The sequence below is a fragment of the Pseudomonas sp. TMP9 genome (genome assembly GCF_037943105.1).
GTDB lineage: Bacteria > Pseudomonadota > Gammaproteobacteria > Pseudomonadales > Pseudomonadaceae > Aquipseudomonas.
Genome location: NZ_CP149803.1, coordinates 2,021,736 through 2,040,309 on the forward strand (window position 1 = coordinate 2,021,736; position 18,574 = coordinate 2,040,309).

The following is an 18,574-nucleotide window of genomic DNA, read 5'->3' on the forward strand; positions in this document are numbered from 1 at the left end:
TATGCTGCGCATACTGCTGATCAATGACACGCCCAAAAAAGTTGGACGCCTCAAAGCGGCACTTATTGAGGCCGGCTTTGAGGTGATTGATGAGTCAGGCCTGACCATCGACTTGCCCGAGCGCGTCGAGGCGGTTCGTCCTGATGTGATTCTGATCGATACCGAATCACCCAGCCGCGATGTGATGGAACAGGTGGTGCTGGTCAGCCGCGACCAGCCGCGCCCAATTGTGATGTTCACCGACGAGCACGACCCAGGCGTTATGCGCCAAGCGATCCAGAGCGGCGTCAGCGCTTATATCGTCGAGGGTATTCACGTCCAACGCCTGCAACCGATCCTTGATGTGGCCATGGCGCGCTTCGAAAGCGACCAGGCACTGCGCGCTCAGTTGCAGGCGCGCGATGCACAGTTAGCCGAACGAAAGCGCATTGAGTTAGCCAAGGGTTTGTTGATGAAGATGAAAAGCTGCGACGAGGAACAGGCCTACACCTTGATGCGCCGTCAAGCCATGAGTCGCCAGCAGAAACTGGCGCACGTCGCTGAACAGATCATCGCCATGCACGACATGCTCGGCAGCTAAAGAGGCTTGCAGGTACCACACGTTCTTGCAGCTGTGTTGCAAAATTTGCCGGCAACTGCTCTAGACAGAGGGCTGGCGCGCCGCTTATCTTCGCCATCTGGCCAGTGCACTGGCCAACGTCGCTCGGACGGTTCCGGGCGCTTACGTTTGCGAGATAGACATGACTGACACACGTGCGCCGCGCCGCTTTGCGCGCATCGATCGACTCCCCCCTTACGTGTTCAACATCACGGCCGAGCTGAAGATGGCCGCGCGTCGCCGCGGCGAAGATATTATCGACTTCAGCATGGGCAACCCCGACGGACCTACGCCGCCTCATATCGTTGAGAAGCTGGTGCAAGTCGCCCAGCGTGAAGACACCCATGGCTACTCCACTTCGCGCGGTATTCCGCGTCTGCGCCGCGCCATTTCTCGCTGGTACAAAGACCGCTACGCGGTCGAGATTGACCCGGAAAGCGAAGCCATTGTCACCATCGGCTCCAAGGAAGGCCTGGCCCACCTGATGCTCGCCACCCTAGACCATGGCGATACGGTGCTGGTACCCAACCCCAGCTACCCGATTCATATATACGGCGCAGTAATCGCCGGGGCGCAGGTGCGTTCAGTTCCACTGATCCCCGGCGTAGACTTCTTCGCCGAGTTGGAGCGGGCGATTCGAGAGTCGATCCCTAAACCGAAAATGATGATCCTCGGTTTCCCCTCCAACCCCACCGCGCAGTGCGTAGAGCTGGATTTTTTCGAGCGCGTAGTGGCCCTGGCCAAACAATATGACGTGCTGGTCATTCACGATCTGGCCTACGCCGACATTGTTTACGACGGCTGGAAAGCCCCGTCGATCATGCAGGTTCCGGGTGCCAAGGACATCGCCGTGGAGTTTTTCACCCTGTCGAAAAGCTACAACATGGCCGGTTGGCGCATCGGCTTTATGGTGGGCAATAAGGAACTGGTCAACGCTCTGGCGCGGATCAAGAGCTACCACGACTACGGCACCTTCACCCCGCTGCAGGTGGCGGCGATTGCTGCCCTCGAAGGTGACCAGCAATGCGTGCGTGATATCGCCGAGCAATACCGGCAGCGGCGCAACGTGCTGGTTAAGGGCCTGCATGAGCTGGGTTGGATGGTCGAAAACCCTAAAGCCTCGATGTACGTCTGGGCCAAGATACCTCAGCAGTACGCCCAGCTTGGCTCATTGGATTTCGCTAAGAAGCTGCTGCTGGAGGCCAAAGTCTGCGTATCGCCCGGTATCGGCTTCGGTGATTACGGCGATGACCATGTGCGTTTTGCCTTGATTGAAAACCAAGACCGTATTCGCCAAGCCCTTCGCGGGATCAAAACCATGTTCCGCGCAGATGGTCTGCTGCCAGCCAACAAGGCCAAGGTCGACAGCGAGTAAGCGTAAAGAGGGCACCGCGAGGTGCTCTCTGACATTTCAGCCGGAGTAATCGAGTACCGTCCACACCCGACTAAGGCCCTCGGTTATCACACAGCCGCTCTGGACCAATTGGTTGCCGCTGTGCAGCGACATCCGATTAGTCATGCCGTCGGCTGCATCGGAGCGTTCACTCAACCATTGCACACGCCCGCAATTAGCCGTTTCCACCACGTAGCTGGCGGCCACGGCCAGGCCTTCGCTGGGCAGTTTGATCATGTCCACCACCGTACCCTGCTCCTCCACGCGCTTACCATCGGCAACCAACACGGCCCACGCCTGGCCGTTTTCAATCACTAGGTAAGAGCCATTGGCGCGAGGTTGATCACGTTGCGGTTGCGCGCAACCGACCAAGAGGCTCGACAGCACAATTGTCATCAGCATCTGTTGCATTGTCAGTGACTCCTTTGCAGTACCTGTCGCCGTCGACTTTGCGGCGCACAGCGGGAGAGATCGAACAGGTATCGGATAAGACTGTGGGCTTACTATTATCGAATACTGTTTATTTGTACAGTATTTTTCGATTACCCTTGGCCATGTCATCCAGCCAACCGTGCAAGCCTGAATACAGGCTCATACAAGGCGTTACCAGGAGTATCCAGATGCTCGACGTACTGCAGTTGAAACACAGCGTAAACCGCATGCCCCTGGAAAAAGTCCGGGTCACCGTCAATGAATTACAGCTTGAAGGCATCGTCACCGAGGGCAAAACGCCGTTTAACCGGGTGCACTTCAACACCTGCTTTGCGGAGATCGAAGCCTTACTGCAGCGTGCCGGGTATCACCGCCAGCTGGATGTGGTCGGTTACCAGGGCCTGGCCTATGCCATGTTTGACCCCACGCGCTGGGAAGCAGTTGAAGTACTGCGTTGGCTTAAGGAGTTCACCGAAGAAGCGCAGCGCCGACCCGCTGCGCAGTAACGCTGCACCGAGCAATGCGCCCACACAGCAGGTGGATGAAGACGTTAGCGAAATGAGGCGAGGCGAAGCGGCGGCCAGCGAAGCGTTGCCCTCGCGCCTAATCCCAGCGAACCAAAAGCGTTCAAGCAAGCGCTTAGCTGCACGACTATGGTTCGTGATGGTGCCTGAATGGGCTGGCTGGGAAGCGCTGAATAACTGCTCAGTTATTTACTCAATAACTACAAACATAATTAGATATTGATCCTAACATTCTGTATTTAAACAAATTTAATCCGCTATTCGAGAATCTATAGAGGTCTCCTTAGGACCTTATATGCAATAGCACGCGTGGCATCTAACAAAGCTGGCAAGCCCCTTGCTAAGACACTCGTAGACCTTACACCCGTCTTCAGATCGCCAACGGCGGTGATCGGGACGAATAGACAAAGACGTCAAAGGCAACCTGCTCAAGCTGGCAGCGTTGACCGTTGACGTCTTTTTTCGTTTCTGAGACTTGAGGAATCACCATGCGTCATTTCAATACTCGCCGTTCCTTACTGAAAAAAACCTTGGCCGGCTTCAGCTGCGCCGCTGCCCTGTTACTCAACCCGCTAAGCCTGCAGATGAGCCTGGCTGCCGAATTGGAAAAAGACGAACTCAAACTCGGCTTTATTAAGCTAACCGATATGGCACCGCTGGCCATCGCTTACGAAAAGGGCTTCTTCGAAGAAGAAGGCCTCTACGTAACCTTGGAGGCGCAGGCCAACTGGAAGGTGCTACTGGACCGCGTGATCACCGGCGAGCTTGACGGCGCTCACATGCTTGCAGGCCAACCTCTGGGTGCCACCATCGGCTTCGGCACCAAGGCCGACATCGTCACCGCCTTTTCCATGGACCTCAACGGCAACGCCATCACCATGTCCAATGCCGTGTGGGAGGAAATGAAGAAGCATGTGCCGATGGAAAACGGCAAGCCGGTGCACCCAATCAAGGCCGATGTCCTGAAGCCGGTGATTGAGCAGTACAAGGCCAAAGGCAAGCCCTTCAACCTAGGCATGGTCTTCCCGGTTTCCACCCATAACTATGAGCTGCGCTACTGGCTCGCCGCAGGTGGAATCAGCCCTGGTTTCTATGCCCCGGCCAAAGGCGACATTACCGGCACGCTGAATGCCGACGTCCTGCTTTCGGTTACACCACCCCCGCAAATGCCGGCTACCCTCGAAGCTGGCACCATCGATGGTTATAGCGTGGGTGAGCCTTGGAACCAGGCCGCTGTGTTCAAGGGTATCGGCGTGCCGGTAATCACCGACTACGAGATATGGAAGAACAATCCGGAAAAAGTACTGGGCGTTTCCAAAGGCTGGGCCGACGCCAACCCGGAAACCCACAAGCGCCTGATCAAGGCTCTTATCCGCGCCGGCATGTGGCTGGATGAAAATAACAATGCCAACCGCAAAGAAGCCGTAGAAATCCTTTCTCGTCCTGAGTACGTCGGCGCAGATGCCAAGGTAATTGCCAACTCGATGACTGGCACCTTTGAGTATGAAAAAGGTGATGTTCGCGACATACCTGACTTCAACGTGTTCTTCCGCTACAACGCCACCTACCCCTTCTACTCCGACGCCATCTGGTACCTGACGCAGATGCGGCGTTGGGGCCAGATCGGCGAAGTTAAGCCGGATAGCTGGTACTTCGACATTGCCAAGCAGGTGTATCTGCCGGCGGTGTATCGCAGTGCCGCTGATGAGCTGATTGCCGAAGGCAAAGCCAAAGCTGAGGACTTCCCGCCAGCCGCCGAAGAGGGCTTTCGCGCGCCGACCAATGAGTTTATCGATGGCCTGACCTACGATGGACGCAAGCCCAACGCCTACATCAACCAGTTCTCGATTGGTCTGAAAGCCGATACCGAGCTCTAAATTCGCCATTGCCTTAGGGGGCGAACCATTCGCCCCCTCTGTATCGAGTAAACGACAATGAGCAATCCCGCTGCGGCACAACAACCCATTCAAGACAGCCTTAAATCTGCCAAGCGCATAGCCCTTGAACGCTGGTTGCCGAACCTGTTGCTGCCGATAATTGGTGTACTGGTGTTTCTTCTGTTCTGGCAGATTGCTGCCGGCAGTATCAACACCAGCCTCGGCAAGTTCCCCGGCCCAACACAGGTGGCCACTCAGTTCGTTGGCCTGGTTAAGGAGCACCAACGTGAACAGCTAAAGGCCGATGCGTTCTACCAGCGCCAAGAACAACGAAACGCCGATAAGCTTGCAAAAAACCCTGAGGCCGAGGTCAGCATTCGTCCTTATACAGGCAAGCCGACCTTCTTCAAGCAGATACTCACCAGCCTGTACACCGTTATGACAGGCTTCGTTATAGCGTCACTGGTGGCGATTCCGCTGGGGATTGTCTGCGGCCTGAGCAAGCCCATTTATAACGCGATCAACCCGTTGATCCAGATTTTTAAGCCGGTATCACCACTGGCCTGGTTACCCCTGGTGACCATGGTGGTCAGCGCTGTCTATACCAGCAGCGACCCGTTGTTCGCCAAATCCTTCGTCACCTCTGCGGTCACGGTCGCGTTGTGCTGCTTGTGGCCTACGGTGATCAACACCACCGTCGGGGTCGCCAACCTGGACAAAGACTTGCAGAACGTAAGCCGCGTGCTGAGCCTCTCGCCGATGCGCCATGTCCGCCGGATTGTCTTACCGGCCGCTATTCCGATGATATTCACCGGTCTGCGGTTATCGCTCGCCACTGGCTGGATGGTGTTGATCGCGGCGGAAATGCTCGCGCAAAACCCAGGCCTGGGGAAGTTTATCTGGGATGAGTTTCAGAATGGCAGTTCCAACTCACTGGGTCGGATTATGGTCGCGGTGGTTGTCATCGGCCTGATCGGCTTCGTTCTCGATCGCCTTATGCTTATGCTCCAGCGCCGTGTTAGCTGGGACAAAAACGCTGACCTGCGCTAAGCCACACTCAGGAGCCTTACATGAACCATGCACACCTTGAACTAACCGGCGTTGGCATCAGCTTCCCCACCGACAAGGGTCTGTACTGCGCACTGCAGAACGTAAATCTGAAAATCGACAAGGGCGAATTTGTCTCCTTGATCGGCCATTCCGGCTGCGGAAAATCTACTGTATTGAATATTGTTGCGGGCCTTCATCAGGCCACCACGGGTGGCGTGATCCTCGATGGCCGCGAAGTCAATGAACCAGGGCCGGAGCGCGCTGTGGTGTTCCAGAACCACAGCTTGCTGCCTTGGCTAACCTGCTATCAGAACGTCGAATTGGCCGTTCGCCAGGTGTTCCAGGGCAAAAAAACACGCCGTGAAATGCGTGAATGGATTGAGCACAACTTGCACCTGGTGCACATGATGCATGCCAAGGACAAACGCCCCAGCGAAATCTCCGGGGGGATGAAACAACGTATTGGCATCGCTCGCGCCCTGGCCATGCAGCCCAAAGTACTGTTGATGGACGAACCTTTCGGCGCCCTTGATGCACTGACCCGTGCCCATCTGCAGGACTCGCTGATGGAGATTCATGCCGACCTCGGTAATACGGTGATCATGATCACCCACGATGTCGACGAAGCCGTGCTGCTGTCCGACCGCATTGTGATGATGAGCAACGGTCCGGCGGCCGGTGTTGGCGAGATTCTTGAGGTGGCGCTGGAGCGCCCGCGTGAACGCATCGCTTTGGCCCACGATACGCGCTACCACGAGTATCGCGCTGCCGTGCTGGAGTTCCTCTACCAGAAGCAACTGCGCCCGGCCGCCTAAACAGCGCCAAAACTACTCAGCCAGTTGCAGGCCTGGCTGAGCGGTAACTTTGCCTGGTAAGAACAGAGGGAGTGCCGAACAGATACAGTCAGCCCGGCAGCTGTATCGTTCCGTGCCCTAGAGGCAGCTGCAAACTCATAGGGTAAAAACACGGCGTTAATTCGCGCGCTAACTGACATCTCGTGCCACTGTTTGGCCGCGTACAATAGCGCAACCACGTCACACGCCCCTCACGCCCGAACGAGAATCGTCCATGGCCCGCCTGACCCTTGAATTTCCCGAAGACCAGTTCTGCTACGCCACCCACCTGACTGTGCGGGTGACCGATATCAATGCCGCCAACCACCTCGGCAACGATTCGATGATCTCAATGATTTCCGAAGCGCGGGCACGCTTTCTGTTTGAATTTGGCATCGAAGAAACCCAAGAAGGCGGCACTGGCATCATCGTCACCGACCTCGCTACCACTTACCGCGCGGAAGCGCATGCCCGCGATCAATTGCTGTTCGAGGTCGGCGTAATGGATTTCAACCCTTATGGCGGCGATATTACCTTTCGCATCACACGCCCCGCTGACGGCGCGTTAGTGGCCATGGCCAAATCCGGCTTTGTTTTCTTCAACTACACACTGGGCAAGGTGGTGCAAATGCCTGCAGCCTTCAGTGAAAAATTCAACAAGGTCAACTGGCTTAACCCGGCCCAATAAACGCGCACCAATGCAGCGCAGGGCGTCTTCAAAAAGTGCATAACAGCGCGCTCATACTCGGCAACATGCGCTGTGTCCCGCTTAACTCGGCACATCACAAGTTGGCACAAGCCCTGCATTATTAAAATTACAATTTAATAAAGCGCAGCCCTCAACGAAGAGGACAGCACTTCCCGGTAGATCGGGATCTTGGACAAAGGCGTCCTCGCTAGGTAACTGGCGGGACGCTTTTTTTTTGGCCTGCCGTTTAGGGCAATCCTTCTTCGAGCCGTCGCGGAGCAGCCTTACACAGTGCTCTGGACACCTTCTACGCGATTTTTTATTCAGGAGATAGCCAGCATGCAAAAGCTCAAGCTGGTAATGGTCGGCAACGGTATGGCGGGTGTACGCACCCTAGAAGAGCTGCTCAAGCTCGCCCCAGATCTCTATGACATTACGGTGTTCGGTGCCGAACCGCACCCGAACTACAACCGCATCCTGCTTTCCCCTGTGTTGGCCGGCGAGCAAACCTTTGAGGAAATCGTGCTCAACGATCTCAACTGGTATGCCGAAAACAACATCCAGTTGATGCTCAACCGTAAGGTGGTCAGCATCGACCGCAAGAAGCGCCTGGTCATTGCGGATGACGGCACATCGGCCGAATACGACCGCCTGCTTATCGCCACCGGCTCCAACCCGTTTATCCTGCCAATTCCAGGCAAAGACCTGGTCGGGGTGATCGGTTACCGCGACATCGCCGATACCCAGATGATGATGGAAACTGCCAAGACCCATAAGCATGCGGTAGTCATCGGCGGCGGCCTGCTGGGCCTGGAAGCGGCTAACGGCCTTAAGTTGCGCGGCATGGATGTCACCGTAGTGCACCTCGGCGATTGGTTGATGGAGCGCCAACTCGACGCCACCGCCGGACGCTTGCTGCAGCAATCGCTGGAAGACCGTGGCCTGAAGTTCCTTCTGCCCAAGCTCACCGCCGAACTATTGGACAACGGCGAAGGCCGGGTCTGCGCGGTGAAGTTTAAAGACGGTGACGTCATCCCCGCTGACCTGGTGGTGATGGCCGCTGGTATCCGCCCCAACAGTGATTTGGCGGAACAATCCGGGATCGCCTGCAACCGCGGCATCCTGGTCAACGACACCCTGCAAACCTTCGATCCACGGGTCTACGCCATCGGCGAATGCGCCAGCCACCGTGGTATCGCCTACGGCCTAGTGGCACCGCTGTTCGAGCAGGCCAAGGTTTGCGCCAATCACCTCGCCCAACTCGGCTTCGCCCGCTATCAGGGCTCGGTCACCTCGACCAAACTCAAAGTCACTGGCATCGACCTGTTCTCCGCCGGTGAATTTATGGGCGCCGAAGGCACCGAAACCATCACCCTTTCTGATCCCATCGGCGGCGTCTACAAGAAGCTGGTGATCAAGGACGACGTCCTGGTTGGTGCCTGCCTCTATGGCGACACCGCCGACGGCGGTTGGTACTTCCGTCAGATCCGCGAAAACCACAACGTCAGCGAGATTCGCGATCACCTGATGTTTGGTGCGGCCGGCATCGGCGAAAACGCCATTGGCGACACCGGCCATCAAGGCCAGAACAAGGCCATGTCAATGCCCGATGACATGGAAGTGTGCGGCTGCAACGGTGTGTGTAAAGGCACTATCGTCAAAGCCATTCAGCAACACGGGCTGTTCTCGGTCGATGATGTCAAAAAGCAGACCAAGGCCGCCAGCTCCTGCGGCTCCTGCGCTGGCCTGGTTGAGCAAATCCTGATCAATACCGTCGGCGGCGCTGCGGACGTGAAGCCCAAGAGCGAAAAAGCCATCTGCGGCTGTAGCGACCTCAACCATGGTCAGATCCGCAAGGCGATCCGTGAACAGCACCTGATCAGCATCCCGGCAACCATGACCTTCCTCAACTGGAGCACGCCGAACGGCTGCGCCACCTGCCGCCCGGCGCTGAACTACTACCTGATCTCCACTTGGCCAGGCGAGGCCAAGGACGACCCGCAGTCTCGCTTTATCAACGAGCGCGCCCACGCCAATATCCAGAAAGACGGCACCTATTCGGTGATACCGCGCATGTGGGGCGGCGTCACCAACGCCTCGGAGCTACGCCGCATCGCCGATGTCGCCGACAAATACAACGTGCCCATGGTCAAGGTTACCGGCGGTCAACGTATCGACCTGCTAGGCATTAAGAAGGAGGACCTGCCCGGCGTCTGGAAGGACCTCGACATGCCGTCCGGCCACGCCTACGGCAAATCCATCCGCACCGTGAAGACCTGCGTCGGCAGCGAATTCTGCCGTTTTGGTACGCAAAACTCGACGCAGATGGGCATCGACCTTGAGCACGCACTGTTCAATATGTGGTCGCCGCACAAGGTCAAGTTGGCGGTCTCCGGTTGCCCGCGTAACTGCGCCGAATCTGGCATCAAAGACGTCGGCATCATTGGCGTCGACTCCGGCTGGGAGCTTTATATCGGCGGCAACGGCGGAATCAAGACCGAGGCCGGCGAGTTCTTCGTCAAGGTTAAGACCGCCGAAGACGTCATGGAATACAGCCTGGCCTTCCTCCAGCTCTACCGCGAAGAAGCCTTCTACCTTGAGCGCACCGTGCACTACATGCAGCGCGTGGGTATGGAACATATCAAGAAAGGCGTGCTGGAGAACGCCGAGCAGCGCAAGGCCTTGCATGAGCGCCTGCTGTTCTCGCTGTCGTTCGAGCAGGACCCTTGGAAGGAACAGCTGGCCAAACCGCAGCTGAAGAAAGAATTCGACCGCATCGCATTGCTGGAACTGGAGACGCACGCATGAACTGGCTGGATATCTGCGACCTGAATGAAATCAACCCGCTGGGTGCCCGCATCGTCGCCGGGCCCAAAGGCGATATCGCCATCTTTCGCACTGCCGACGACCAGGTCTTCGCCCTCGACGATCGCTGCCCGCACAAGGGTGGTCCGCTGTCCCAGGGTCTGATCTACGGCAAGCGGGTGGCTTGCCCGCTGCACAACTGGCAAATCGAGCTGGCCAGCGGCGAAGTCGTGGCCCCGGACCAGGGCTGCGCCCACCGGCACGAGGCTAAGGTGGAAAACGGCCGCGTACTGCTGGCCCTGCTGAACACGGCCGCTACAGCCGCTTGCGCCTGACGCCCGCCCTCTGCCATCTGGGAATCACACGCCATGTCTGTAACCGCTGAGATCCGCATCACCGCCTCGACCTGCTGCTACTGCGGCGTCGGCTGCGGCGTGCTGATCGAACACGACGGCGAGACGATCACCGACGTCAAGGGTGATCCGGATCACCCGGCCAACTTTGGCAAGCTGTGCAGTAAAGGCGCGATATTGCACCTGACCGGCGATCTCGATGCTCGCGGCCAGTACCCCGAACTGCGTCTGGGCAAGGGCTTGGCCCGAGCGCGCACGGGCTGGGACAACGCCTTGGATCATGCGGCTAATGTGTTCACTGAGACCATCCGCGAACACGGCCCGGACAGCGTGGCGTTCTATATCTCGGGCCAGCTGTTGACCGAAGATTATTACGCGTTCAACAAGCTGGCTCGCGCCCTGGTCGGTACCAACAATATCGACAGCAACTCGCGCCTGTGCATGAGTTCGGCAGTCGTTGGCTACAAGCGCAGCCTTGGGGCCGACGCACCGCCCTGCAACTATGAGGACATCGAACAAAGCGACTGCGTGCTGATCGCAGGCTCCAACATGGCCTTTGCCCACCCGGTATTGTTCCGCCGCCTGGAAGAAGCCAAGGCCAAGCGCCCGCAGATGAAGGTCATCGTGATCGATCCACGGCGTACCGACACCTGCGACCTGGCCGACCTGCACGTGGCGATCCTGCCGGGCAGCGACGTCGCGTTGTTCCATGGCATCCTGCATATCCTGCTGTGGGAAGGCTGGATCGACCGCGCCTATATAGAGGCGCACACTGAGGGTTTCGATGCTCTAAAAACCTTGGTGCGCGATTACAACCCACAGATGGTCAGCGAACTGTGCGGCATCAGCCAGGAAACCTTGCAGGTTTGCGCGCAGATGATCGGCAGCGCACCGAGCTTTCTTTCGCTGTGGTGCATGGGCCTCAACCAGTCGAGCAGCGGCAGCGCCAAGAACAGCGCGCTGATCAACCTGCACCTGGCCACCGGACAGATTGGCAAGCCTGGCGCCGGGCCCTTCTCCCTAACCGGCCAGCCGAACGCCATGGGCGGTCGCGAAACCGGCAGCCTGTCTAACCTGCTGCCGGGCCATCGCGATGCCGCCGACCCTTTGCATCGCGCCGAAGTCGCGCAGTACTGGGGCGTCGACGCCCTGCCGGAGACCAGCGGATTAACCGCCATCGAACTGTTCGACGCGGTACACGCTGGCAAGATCAAAGCCCTGTGGATCGCCTGTACCAACCCGGCGCAATCGCTGCCCGACCAGAATAAAGTGCACGAAGCCCTCGCCACCTGCCCATTCGTGGTGGTGCAGGAAGCCTTCTTCACCACCGAGACCTGCCACTACGCTGACCTGCTGCTGCCCGCGGCCAGCTGGGGCGAAAAGGAAGGTACGGTGACCAACTCCGAGCGTCGCGTCAGCCATGTACGCCGCGCCGTGTCCGCGCCTTTTGAGGCACGGCCAGACTGGGCGATCACCACAGATTTCGCCCGCCGTTTAGAAAAACTGCTCCGCCCCGGCCTGCCCAGCCTGTTCGACTTCGCCAGTCCCAGTGCACTGTTCGAAGAATACAAACACCTGACCACCCATCGCGATCTCGACCTCTCGGGGCTGAGCTACGCGCTGCTTGATAACCAAGGCCCGCAGCAATGGCCGTTCCCGGCCGGCGCTACTGAAGGAACGGCGCGCTTGTATAGCGATGGCCAATTTCCAACCCCAAGCGGACGCGCGCAGTTTCATGCCGACCCTTATCGCGCGCCCAAGGAAAAACGCGATACGCGCTACTCGCTGACCCTCAATACCGGCCGACTGCGTGACCAGTGGCATGGCATGAGCCGCACCGGCTCGGCTGCCCGGTTGTTCGGCCACGCGCCGGAAGCCCTACTGAGCATGCACCCCGACGAACTGCGTCGGCGTCGTCTGCTCAATGGCGAGCTGGTCAAGGTACGCAGCAGGCGTGGCAGCCTGATCGTGCCGGTGCAGGCCGATGACTCGGTACGCTCCGGCCAGGCCTACCTGCCGATGCATTGGGGCAATCGTTTTCTTAAAGGCTTGGGCACCAATGTGCTGACCCAACCGGAATTCGATCCACTGTCAAAGCAACCAGAGCTCAAACATGCTGGCGTCGAAGTGGAAAAAGTCGAGCTGCCATGGACGTTCTTCGCTCTGGTCGAGGGCGAGGTGCAAGCACGCTTCCAGGCCCTGCGTCCGCTGTTCGAAGACTTCGCCTATGCCAACCTGACGTTAACCGGACGTGAACGCCCCGCTCTGCTGATTCGCGCCGCTTGCGCCGTGGCGCCTGAGGCGGAACTACTCGCGCAGATTGATCGCCTGCTCGGCCTGCATGAGGGCCCGGTACTGGCCTATGACGACCCGCGCAAAGCGGTGGGTAAGCGCGTGCGCATCGAAGATGGACGCATCACCGCCATCCGCTTGGCCGGCGAAACCGCTGCGCGCAATTGGCTCAAAGGCCTGTGGGAGACCGGTAGCGCGGATGCTGATTTACGCCGCTGGTTGCTCGCGCCTGTGTCGACACCACCTGGCGCGGTTTACAGCACAGGCTCCAGCAAAACCCTGTGCAACTGCCTGAACGTCAGTGAAGACGCTGTGTGCGCAGGCATTGCTCAGGGCCTGGACCTAACTGCTCTCAAGCAAGAACTCAAATGCGGCACCCGCTGCGGCTCCTGTGTACCGGAAATAAAACGACTGCTGGTCGCGCACGTGGCGTCCACCGCAACAACTGCCTGAGGAGATCAGAATGAGCGCAAAAGTGTGGCTGGTAGGCGCAGGTCCAGGTGACCCCGATCTGCTGACGCTAAAGGCAGTAAAGGCCCTGCATCAGGCCGACATCGTCATGATTGATGACTTGGTTAATCCCGCAGTGCTGGAGCACTGCCCTAACGCTCGGATCATGCCAGTCGGCAAGCGCGGCGGTTGCCGCTCCACCCCACAGGCATTTATTCATCGTCTGATGCTGCGTTATGCACGACAGGGAAAATGCGTAGTACGCCTAAAAGGCGGCGACCCCTGCATCTTCGGACGTGGCAGTGAAGAAGCCGACTGGCTGAGTGAACACGGCATCGACGTGGAAATGGTCAACGGCATCACCGCAGGCCTGGCAGGTGCTACCAATTGTGGAATTCCCCTGACCCTACGTGGGGTTGCCCGCGGCGTCACGTTGGTGACCGCGCACACTCAGGACGACAGCAGCCTGAACTGGTCAGCCCTGGCCCAGAGCGGCACCACCTTGGTGGTCTATATGGGCGTGGCCAAGCTACCGGAAATTCGCGAAAACCTGCTGGCCGGCGGTATGCGCGCCGACATGCCAGTGGCCATGATCGAAAACGCCTCGCTACCCGAGCAGCGCGAATGCCGCAGCAGCTTGGCGGCTATGCAACAAGCCGCGCAGGATTTTCAATTGAAAAGCCCGGCTATTCTGGTAATTGGTGAAGTCGCCGCCCACGTTGACATGCAACTTGCGGCCGTTGGTACCTAACGCAGTTGCTTAGCCCGCAGGCGGTAATCCTCCGCAAAAGGCCCATCAACTGACGACTGTTAAACGGCGCCGCGCAATTAGAGTCGTAAATAACACGCATAAAAAACCCGGCCGGAGCCGGGTTTTTTATACAGCCAGATCGCTTACTGCTTGATCTGAGCTTCTACTTCAGCTTCTACACGGCGGTTAACAGCACGACCGGAGTCAGTGGCGTTATCAGCAACCGGGCGAGCTTCGCCGTAGCCTGCAGCGTTAACACGAGCAGCGTCTACGCCATACTGGTTGACCAGCACGTCACGAACGGCGTTTGCACGGCTCTCGGACAGGTTCTGGTTGTAGGCGTCGGTGCCTTTGGAGTCAGTGTGACCTTCAACCACAGTGGTGGTTTGTGGGTACTGCTTCATGAAGTCAGCCAGGTTCTTGATGTCGCCATAGCTTTCTTCTTTGACGCTGGATTTGTCGAAGTCGAACTTAACGTCCAACTCAACGCGAACCAGCTCCATTGGCTCTTCAGCAGCAGCGACTGGCTCAGCCATTGGCTCAGCTGCAGCCATAACAACTGGAGCCGGCTTGCTGCCACCACCGAAGTTCATGCCGATACCGACGCTTGGCGCCCACTCGGTGTCACCTTGGTCGATGTTGTACTGAGCTTCAACGCCAGCACGGGCATAGAAGTTGTCAGTGAAGTAGTACTTAGCGCCGCCGCCGATGTTGGCGAAGGTCGAACCGTTACGGCCATTGCGACCGGATTGACCGATGCTCTGATCCGAAAAACCAGCCGAGACGTAAGGACGCAGTGCGTCGCCAGCATTGTTGAAGTGGTACAAAGCATCCAGAGCGGTGTTTGCGCCCTTGATGTTGCGGCCATCTTCGCCACGGGCGTTGTGCACTTCGTCGTAGGCCAGACGCAGTTCAACGTCGTCAGTCAGGTAGTAGCCGATGCTACCGCCGAACAGGTTACCGTTGTTTTTGAAGTCACGGCCGCTGTCGAAGATTTCCTTCTTGGCAAAACCCTCCACTTCGACAGCGCCTTGACCCTGCGCCAGAGCGCTGAGGGAAGATGTGGCTAACAACGAGCCAATGACAACGCCTAAAGTGTTTTTCAATTTCATTACTAATGTTCCCTATCTTGGTGGTCAGTAAGTTGTCTGACAAACGCAAGACAACTCAGCCGGCAATTCTACCAGAATTGTCGCTAACTAAGAGCACATTACTCTAGGTAAGTTTCAGTACTGTCTGAAAATTTATCACGCAGGCGATCAAGAGCACGTTTGTAGCGCATTTTTGTCGCACTTAAGCCCATGTGCATGATGTCAGCGATCTCCTGAAACTCCAGCTCTGCGACAAAACGTAGCACCAGAATTTCTCGATCAATGGGATTGACATGCACTAACCACCGATCAAGGCCGCCTTTGTCTTCGGGCTTTGTTACCTTTTCTTCAGACGCCTCTTCGAGGGGGTCCAAACTTAAGGCATCAATAAGACGACGTTTACGCCGCTCTTTACGGTATTGGGTAATACATTCGTTGTAGGTAATGCTGTACAGCCAGGTTTTAAACTTTGATTTGCCCTCAAAGTTCTTAATGCCATACAACACCTTGAGCATGACTTCTTGGCAAACATCATCGGCATCGCGGTCATTGCCCAAATAACGCGCGCACACATTGAACAGTGTGCGCTGGTAGCGACGCATCAACTCTTCGTAGGCGCGGGTTATGTGGAATAACTCGTCATGGGCACGCGCCACCAGCTCTTCGTCCGAGAGTTCGCGGGGGTCATAACGCAGGGAGGCAGAATGGGCTTTATTCAAAACAAGTCAGGCCGACAGTCAGGACATAGGCCAACGCAGCCTGAAAAGCAGGCTGCGCAGTGGCCGCATACAATAACAGGGAATAGCCTTAGCGGCTGCTTACCTGCTGTTCAAGCAAAGTGCGGTTGGCCACGGAAACCAGCTCGCCAGCTTCTGTCAGCAGGGTCGTTTTCACAGTGCCAATCTCCTCAATCTGCCCTTCGACCGAACCCACCTGCACCTGTTGCCCCACCGCAAATAATTCACGCACATAAATGCCCGCGAGGATCTGACTGGCGATATGCCGACTGCCCAAGCCGAGCGCCAAGGCAACAGCCAAACCTACCGAAATCAGCACAATAGCGATGACGTTATTTAGCAGGTCGGTCTTAACCTCAAGCTGCCCGATCGCCACTGAGATGCTGATGATGATTACCAGGCCTTGGGCTACTCGACCCAAGCCGCCTGCATAATCGAGCCCTACGCCTTCCGCTGCACCGCGCACTAAGCCGCTGACCAATTGCGCCAGCAGGATACCGGCGAGTAGCACCAAGGCCGCTCCGAACACCTTCGGCAGGTACAAAGCCAGCATGTCAAACGTGGCCGAAACACGCTCTAAGCCCAAGGACTCGGCGGCCGTAACCAAGAAGATCAACAATACGAACCAGTAAACGATCTTGCCGATCAGGGTTGACACCGGCACCTGAATTCCAGCACGACTCAACAGCTTGGTCAGGCCTGTACCCGCCATCAGGCGGTCCAAGCCAATTTTGCCGAGCAGCTTGGACAGCAGTGTGTCGAGAAACTTGGCCACCACAAAACCCAGCAGCACTACCACCATTGCGCCGAGCAGGCGCGGAATAAAGGCAGCAATTGGGGCCCATACGCTGGCCATGGCGTCCACAAGAACTTGAGTAAATTCCATGCTTAGTCAGCCTTATTTAAATGAGCTTCAGAAGATTTTCGGCGTGATACCGGCGCGATATGTGCCGAACCCTTGTTCAGCGCGATCATCAGCGCACCTGCCCAGTGCCCCATCAATGCAAACAAATCACCGGCGCCCACCTGACGATTGGCGGTTTTTAGCACGCGATGCAGGCAAGCATCGTCGTCATGGCTCGAGGCAGGTGACTTTAGTAAATCGCGCAGCGATTGTTCAAATGGATCGTGCATGGCGCACCTCAGAGGATGTGTCGGCTAGACGAGAGCAACACCGGGCAGGTCACATCAGATCCAGCGTAAGCTGCGAAAAAGCAGCCACTGCACCAGGGCAACCACGGCCATCAGGGTGCAGGCCAGCAAAAAACCATACGGGCTTTCGGAGCCCGGAATCCCGCCGACATTGATGCCTAGCAAACCGGTCAGAAAACTCATGGGCAGAAAAATCCCGGTAATGATGCCGAACCGATACAGGGTACGGTTCATCCGTTCATCCATGCGGCGGTTATCAGCTTCCAGCAGTAAGCTAACGCGCTCGCGACTCAGCTCGAGCTCTTCTAGGTAGCGAGTTAACCGATTATTCAACTCGTTCCAGTAGCTGCCATCAGCCTCGACAAACCAGGCCTGGGCACTGGCAGTCAGCTGAGCATAAATATCCCGCTGCGGCGCCAAAAAGCGCCGCAGACTGGCAGCACGGCGACGCATCTGTAGCAAATTCGAGTGATCGGGGGCCTGGCTGACCTCAGCATCCGCACGCTCCTCCAAGTCATCAATTTGCTCAGAGACTTGACTGACCAGCAGCTCGACTTTATCGGTCAAGTAATGCGCCATGCTGAGGATCAACTCAGCAGAGGTTTTCGGCCCCTTACCCGCCAGCAGGTCTTCAATTAACGCCTCAGTGGCCCGCAGCGGTCGCAAGCGTAGAGAAATCGCCCGCTGTGTATCAGCAAAGATACGCACCGAAACCATGTCCTCAGGCTCAGCGCCCGGGTTGAGGTTCAGCCCGCGCAAGAACAGCAGCAGTTGCTGCTCAGGCAGCGCCAGTAGGCGCGGACGGGTATTTTCTTCCAACAGCAAGTCGCAGCAAAATTCATTTAAGCCGCTTTCTGTACGTAACCAGGTGTGCGCATACGGATGGCCACGGTCCCAATGCAGCCAAAGACTTTCCTGCTCACCCAGCACCAGCCCTTGCAACTCCTGCCGGGCAATACTGCGGGCGCCGCCTAGGCCATTGAGAACAAAGGCGTGCACCAAGCCCCACTGCGCATTGTCAGTTTCGTGCATGACAGTTTCTTGCAAGCGCCCTACTCCGGTATCTGCAGCGCAGAGGGTGAAATGATCACGCCATTATTGTCGGCATAAATGAATTCACCTGGGCGGAAAGTCACGCCACCGAAGGTCACGGCTACGTTGAGGTCGCCGATGCCACGCTTATCGGTTTTCATTGGGTGACTGGCCAGCGCCTGGATACCCAAGTCGGTCTGCGCCAGCACGTCGACATCACGCACGCAGCCATACACCAGAATGCCTTCCCAGCCGTTCTTCGCCGCTTTCTCGGCGAGCATGTCACCCAACAGCGCACGCCGCATGGAGGCTCCACCATCTACCACCAGCACTTTGCCTTTACCCGGCAGATCAACCTGCTCTTTAACCAACGAGTTGTCCTCAAAGCATTTGACAGTGACGATCTCGCCGCCAAAGGAGTCGCGGCCACCAAAGTTGCTAAACATTGGCTCAACCACCTGGATCAGTTCCGGGTAGGCGTCGCACAGATCAGGGGTGATGTAATGCATGGCAAAG

General features: G+C 57.4%; 18 protein-coding genes. 11 read left to right on the forward strand and 7 right to left on the reverse strand.

The window, feature by feature from the left end:
- Nucleotide 1 precedes the first annotated feature (1 nt).
- Both WF513_RS09715 and alaC read left to right on the forward strand, forming a co-directional pair.
- Entirely contained in the window at nt 2-580 is a 579-nt protein-coding gene (locus WF513_RS09715) for an ANTAR domain-containing response regulator (RefSeq protein WP_339079180.1), read from the forward strand.
- A 160-nt stretch (nt 581-740) separates the two neighbouring features.
- Nucleotides 741-1,973: an alanine transaminase gene (alaC, locus tag WF513_RS09720; RefSeq protein ID WP_339079181.1), complete on the forward strand. Its 1,233-nt coding sequence runs from the start codon at nt 741-743 to the stop codon at nt 1,971-1,973.
- A 36-nt stretch (nt 1,974-2,009) separates the two neighbouring features.
- Here the strand turns inward: alaC and WF513_RS09725 are convergent, their stop codons facing one another.
- Nucleotides 2,010-2,402, reverse strand: coding sequence for a hypothetical protein (locus WF513_RS09725; protein WP_339079182.1), 393 nt, complete (start codon nt 2,400-2,402; stop codon nt 2,010-2,012).
- A gap of 209 nt (nt 2,403-2,611) precedes the next feature.
- Here WF513_RS09725 and WF513_RS09730 point away from each other — a divergent pair, with 209 nt between their 5' ends.
- From WF513_RS09730 to cobA, 9 genes are all read left to right on the forward strand, one after another.
- The gene (locus WF513_RS09730) at nt 2,612-2,929 is read left to right on the forward strand and encodes a transcriptional regulator (RefSeq protein WP_090241778.1); all 318 of its coding nucleotides are present in this window, start codon (nt 2,612-2,614) and stop codon (nt 2,927-2,929) included.
- Between the two features lie 506 nt (nt 2,930-3,435).
- Complete coding sequence (locus tag WF513_RS09735; protein ID WP_339079183.1) at nt 3,436-4,824, forward strand: CmpA/NrtA family ABC transporter substrate-binding protein; 1,389 nt, start codon at nt 3,436-3,438, stop codon at nt 4,822-4,824.
- A 57-nt stretch (nt 4,825-4,881) separates the two neighbouring features.
- A complete protein-coding gene (locus WF513_RS09740) occupies nt 4,882-5,874 on the forward strand; it encodes an ABC transporter permease (protein ID WP_339079184.1) in 993 nt (330 codons plus the stop codon).
- Between the two features lie 20 nt (nt 5,875-5,894).
- Complete coding sequence (locus tag WF513_RS09745; RefSeq protein ID WP_339079185.1) at nt 5,895-6,689, forward strand: ABC transporter ATP-binding protein; 795 nt, start codon at nt 5,895-5,897, stop codon at nt 6,687-6,689.
- 253 nt (nt 6,690-6,942) lie between these two features.
- Nucleotides 6,943-7,395 carry a thioesterase family protein gene (locus tag WF513_RS09750; RefSeq protein ID WP_339079186.1) on the forward strand — a complete coding sequence of 151 codons (453 nt, stop codon included), beginning with the start codon at nt 6,943-6,945 and terminating at the stop codon, nt 7,393-7,395.
- A 339-nt stretch (nt 7,396-7,734) separates the two neighbouring features.
- Nucleotides 7,735-10,203: a nitrite reductase large subunit NirB gene (gene nirB / locus WF513_RS09755; protein ID WP_339079187.1), complete on the forward strand. Its 2,469-nt coding sequence runs from the start codon at nt 7,735-7,737 to the stop codon at nt 10,201-10,203.
- Nucleotides 10,200-10,535, forward strand: coding sequence for a nitrite reductase small subunit NirD (nirD, locus tag WF513_RS09760; RefSeq protein ID WP_339079188.1), 336 nt, complete (start codon nt 10,200-10,202; stop codon nt 10,533-10,535). The genes nirB and nirD overlap by 4 nt, the downstream gene beginning before the upstream one ends.
- 33 nt (nt 10,536-10,568) lie before the next feature.
- A complete protein-coding gene (locus WF513_RS09765; RefSeq protein ID WP_339079189.1) occupies nt 10,569-13,298 on the forward strand; it encodes a molybdopterin-dependent oxidoreductase in 2,730 nt (909 codons plus the stop codon).
- A 10-nt stretch (nt 13,299-13,308) separates the two neighbouring features.
- Entirely contained in the window at nt 13,309-14,046 is a 738-nt protein-coding gene (gene cobA, locus WF513_RS09770) for a uroporphyrinogen-III C-methyltransferase (protein ID WP_339079190.1), read from the forward strand.
- 143 nt (nt 14,047-14,189) lie between these two features.
- Here cobA and WF513_RS09775 read toward each other — a convergent pair whose 3' ends face one another.
- The 6 genes from WF513_RS09775 to rraA form a co-directional block, all read right to left on the reverse strand.
- Nucleotides 14,190-15,158, reverse strand: a complete 969-nt coding sequence (locus WF513_RS09775; RefSeq protein ID WP_339079191.1) for an OmpA family protein — start codon at nt 15,156-15,158, stop codon at nt 14,190-14,192.
- Nucleotides 15,159-15,256: 98 nt separating this feature from the next.
- A complete protein-coding gene (sigX, locus tag WF513_RS09780; RefSeq protein WP_339079192.1) occupies nt 15,257-15,856 on the reverse strand; it encodes an RNA polymerase sigma factor SigX in 600 nt (199 codons plus the stop codon).
- Nucleotides 15,857-15,944: 88 nt separating this feature from the next.
- Nucleotides 15,945-16,760 carry a mechanosensitive ion channel domain-containing protein gene (locus tag WF513_RS09785; RefSeq protein ID WP_339079193.1) on the reverse strand — a complete coding sequence of 272 codons (816 nt, stop codon included), beginning with the start codon at nt 16,758-16,760 and terminating at the stop codon, nt 15,945-15,947.
- A gap of 2 nt (nt 16,761-16,762) precedes the next feature.
- Entirely contained in the window at nt 16,763-17,008 is a 246-nt protein-coding gene (locus tag WF513_RS09790) for a CrfX protein (RefSeq protein ID WP_339079194.1), read from the reverse strand.
- A gap of 54 nt (nt 17,009-17,062) precedes the next feature.
- A complete protein-coding gene (locus tag WF513_RS09795; protein ID WP_339079195.1) occupies nt 17,063-18,058 on the reverse strand; it encodes a zinc transporter ZntB in 996 nt (331 codons plus the stop codon).
- A gap of 20 nt (nt 18,059-18,078) precedes the next feature.
- Nucleotides 18,079-18,567 carry a ribonuclease E activity regulator RraA gene (gene rraA / locus WF513_RS09800; RefSeq protein WP_339079196.1) on the reverse strand — a complete coding sequence of 163 codons (489 nt, stop codon included), beginning with the start codon at nt 18,565-18,567 and terminating at the stop codon, nt 18,079-18,081.
- Between the last annotated feature and the right edge of the window lie 7 nt (nt 18,568-18,574).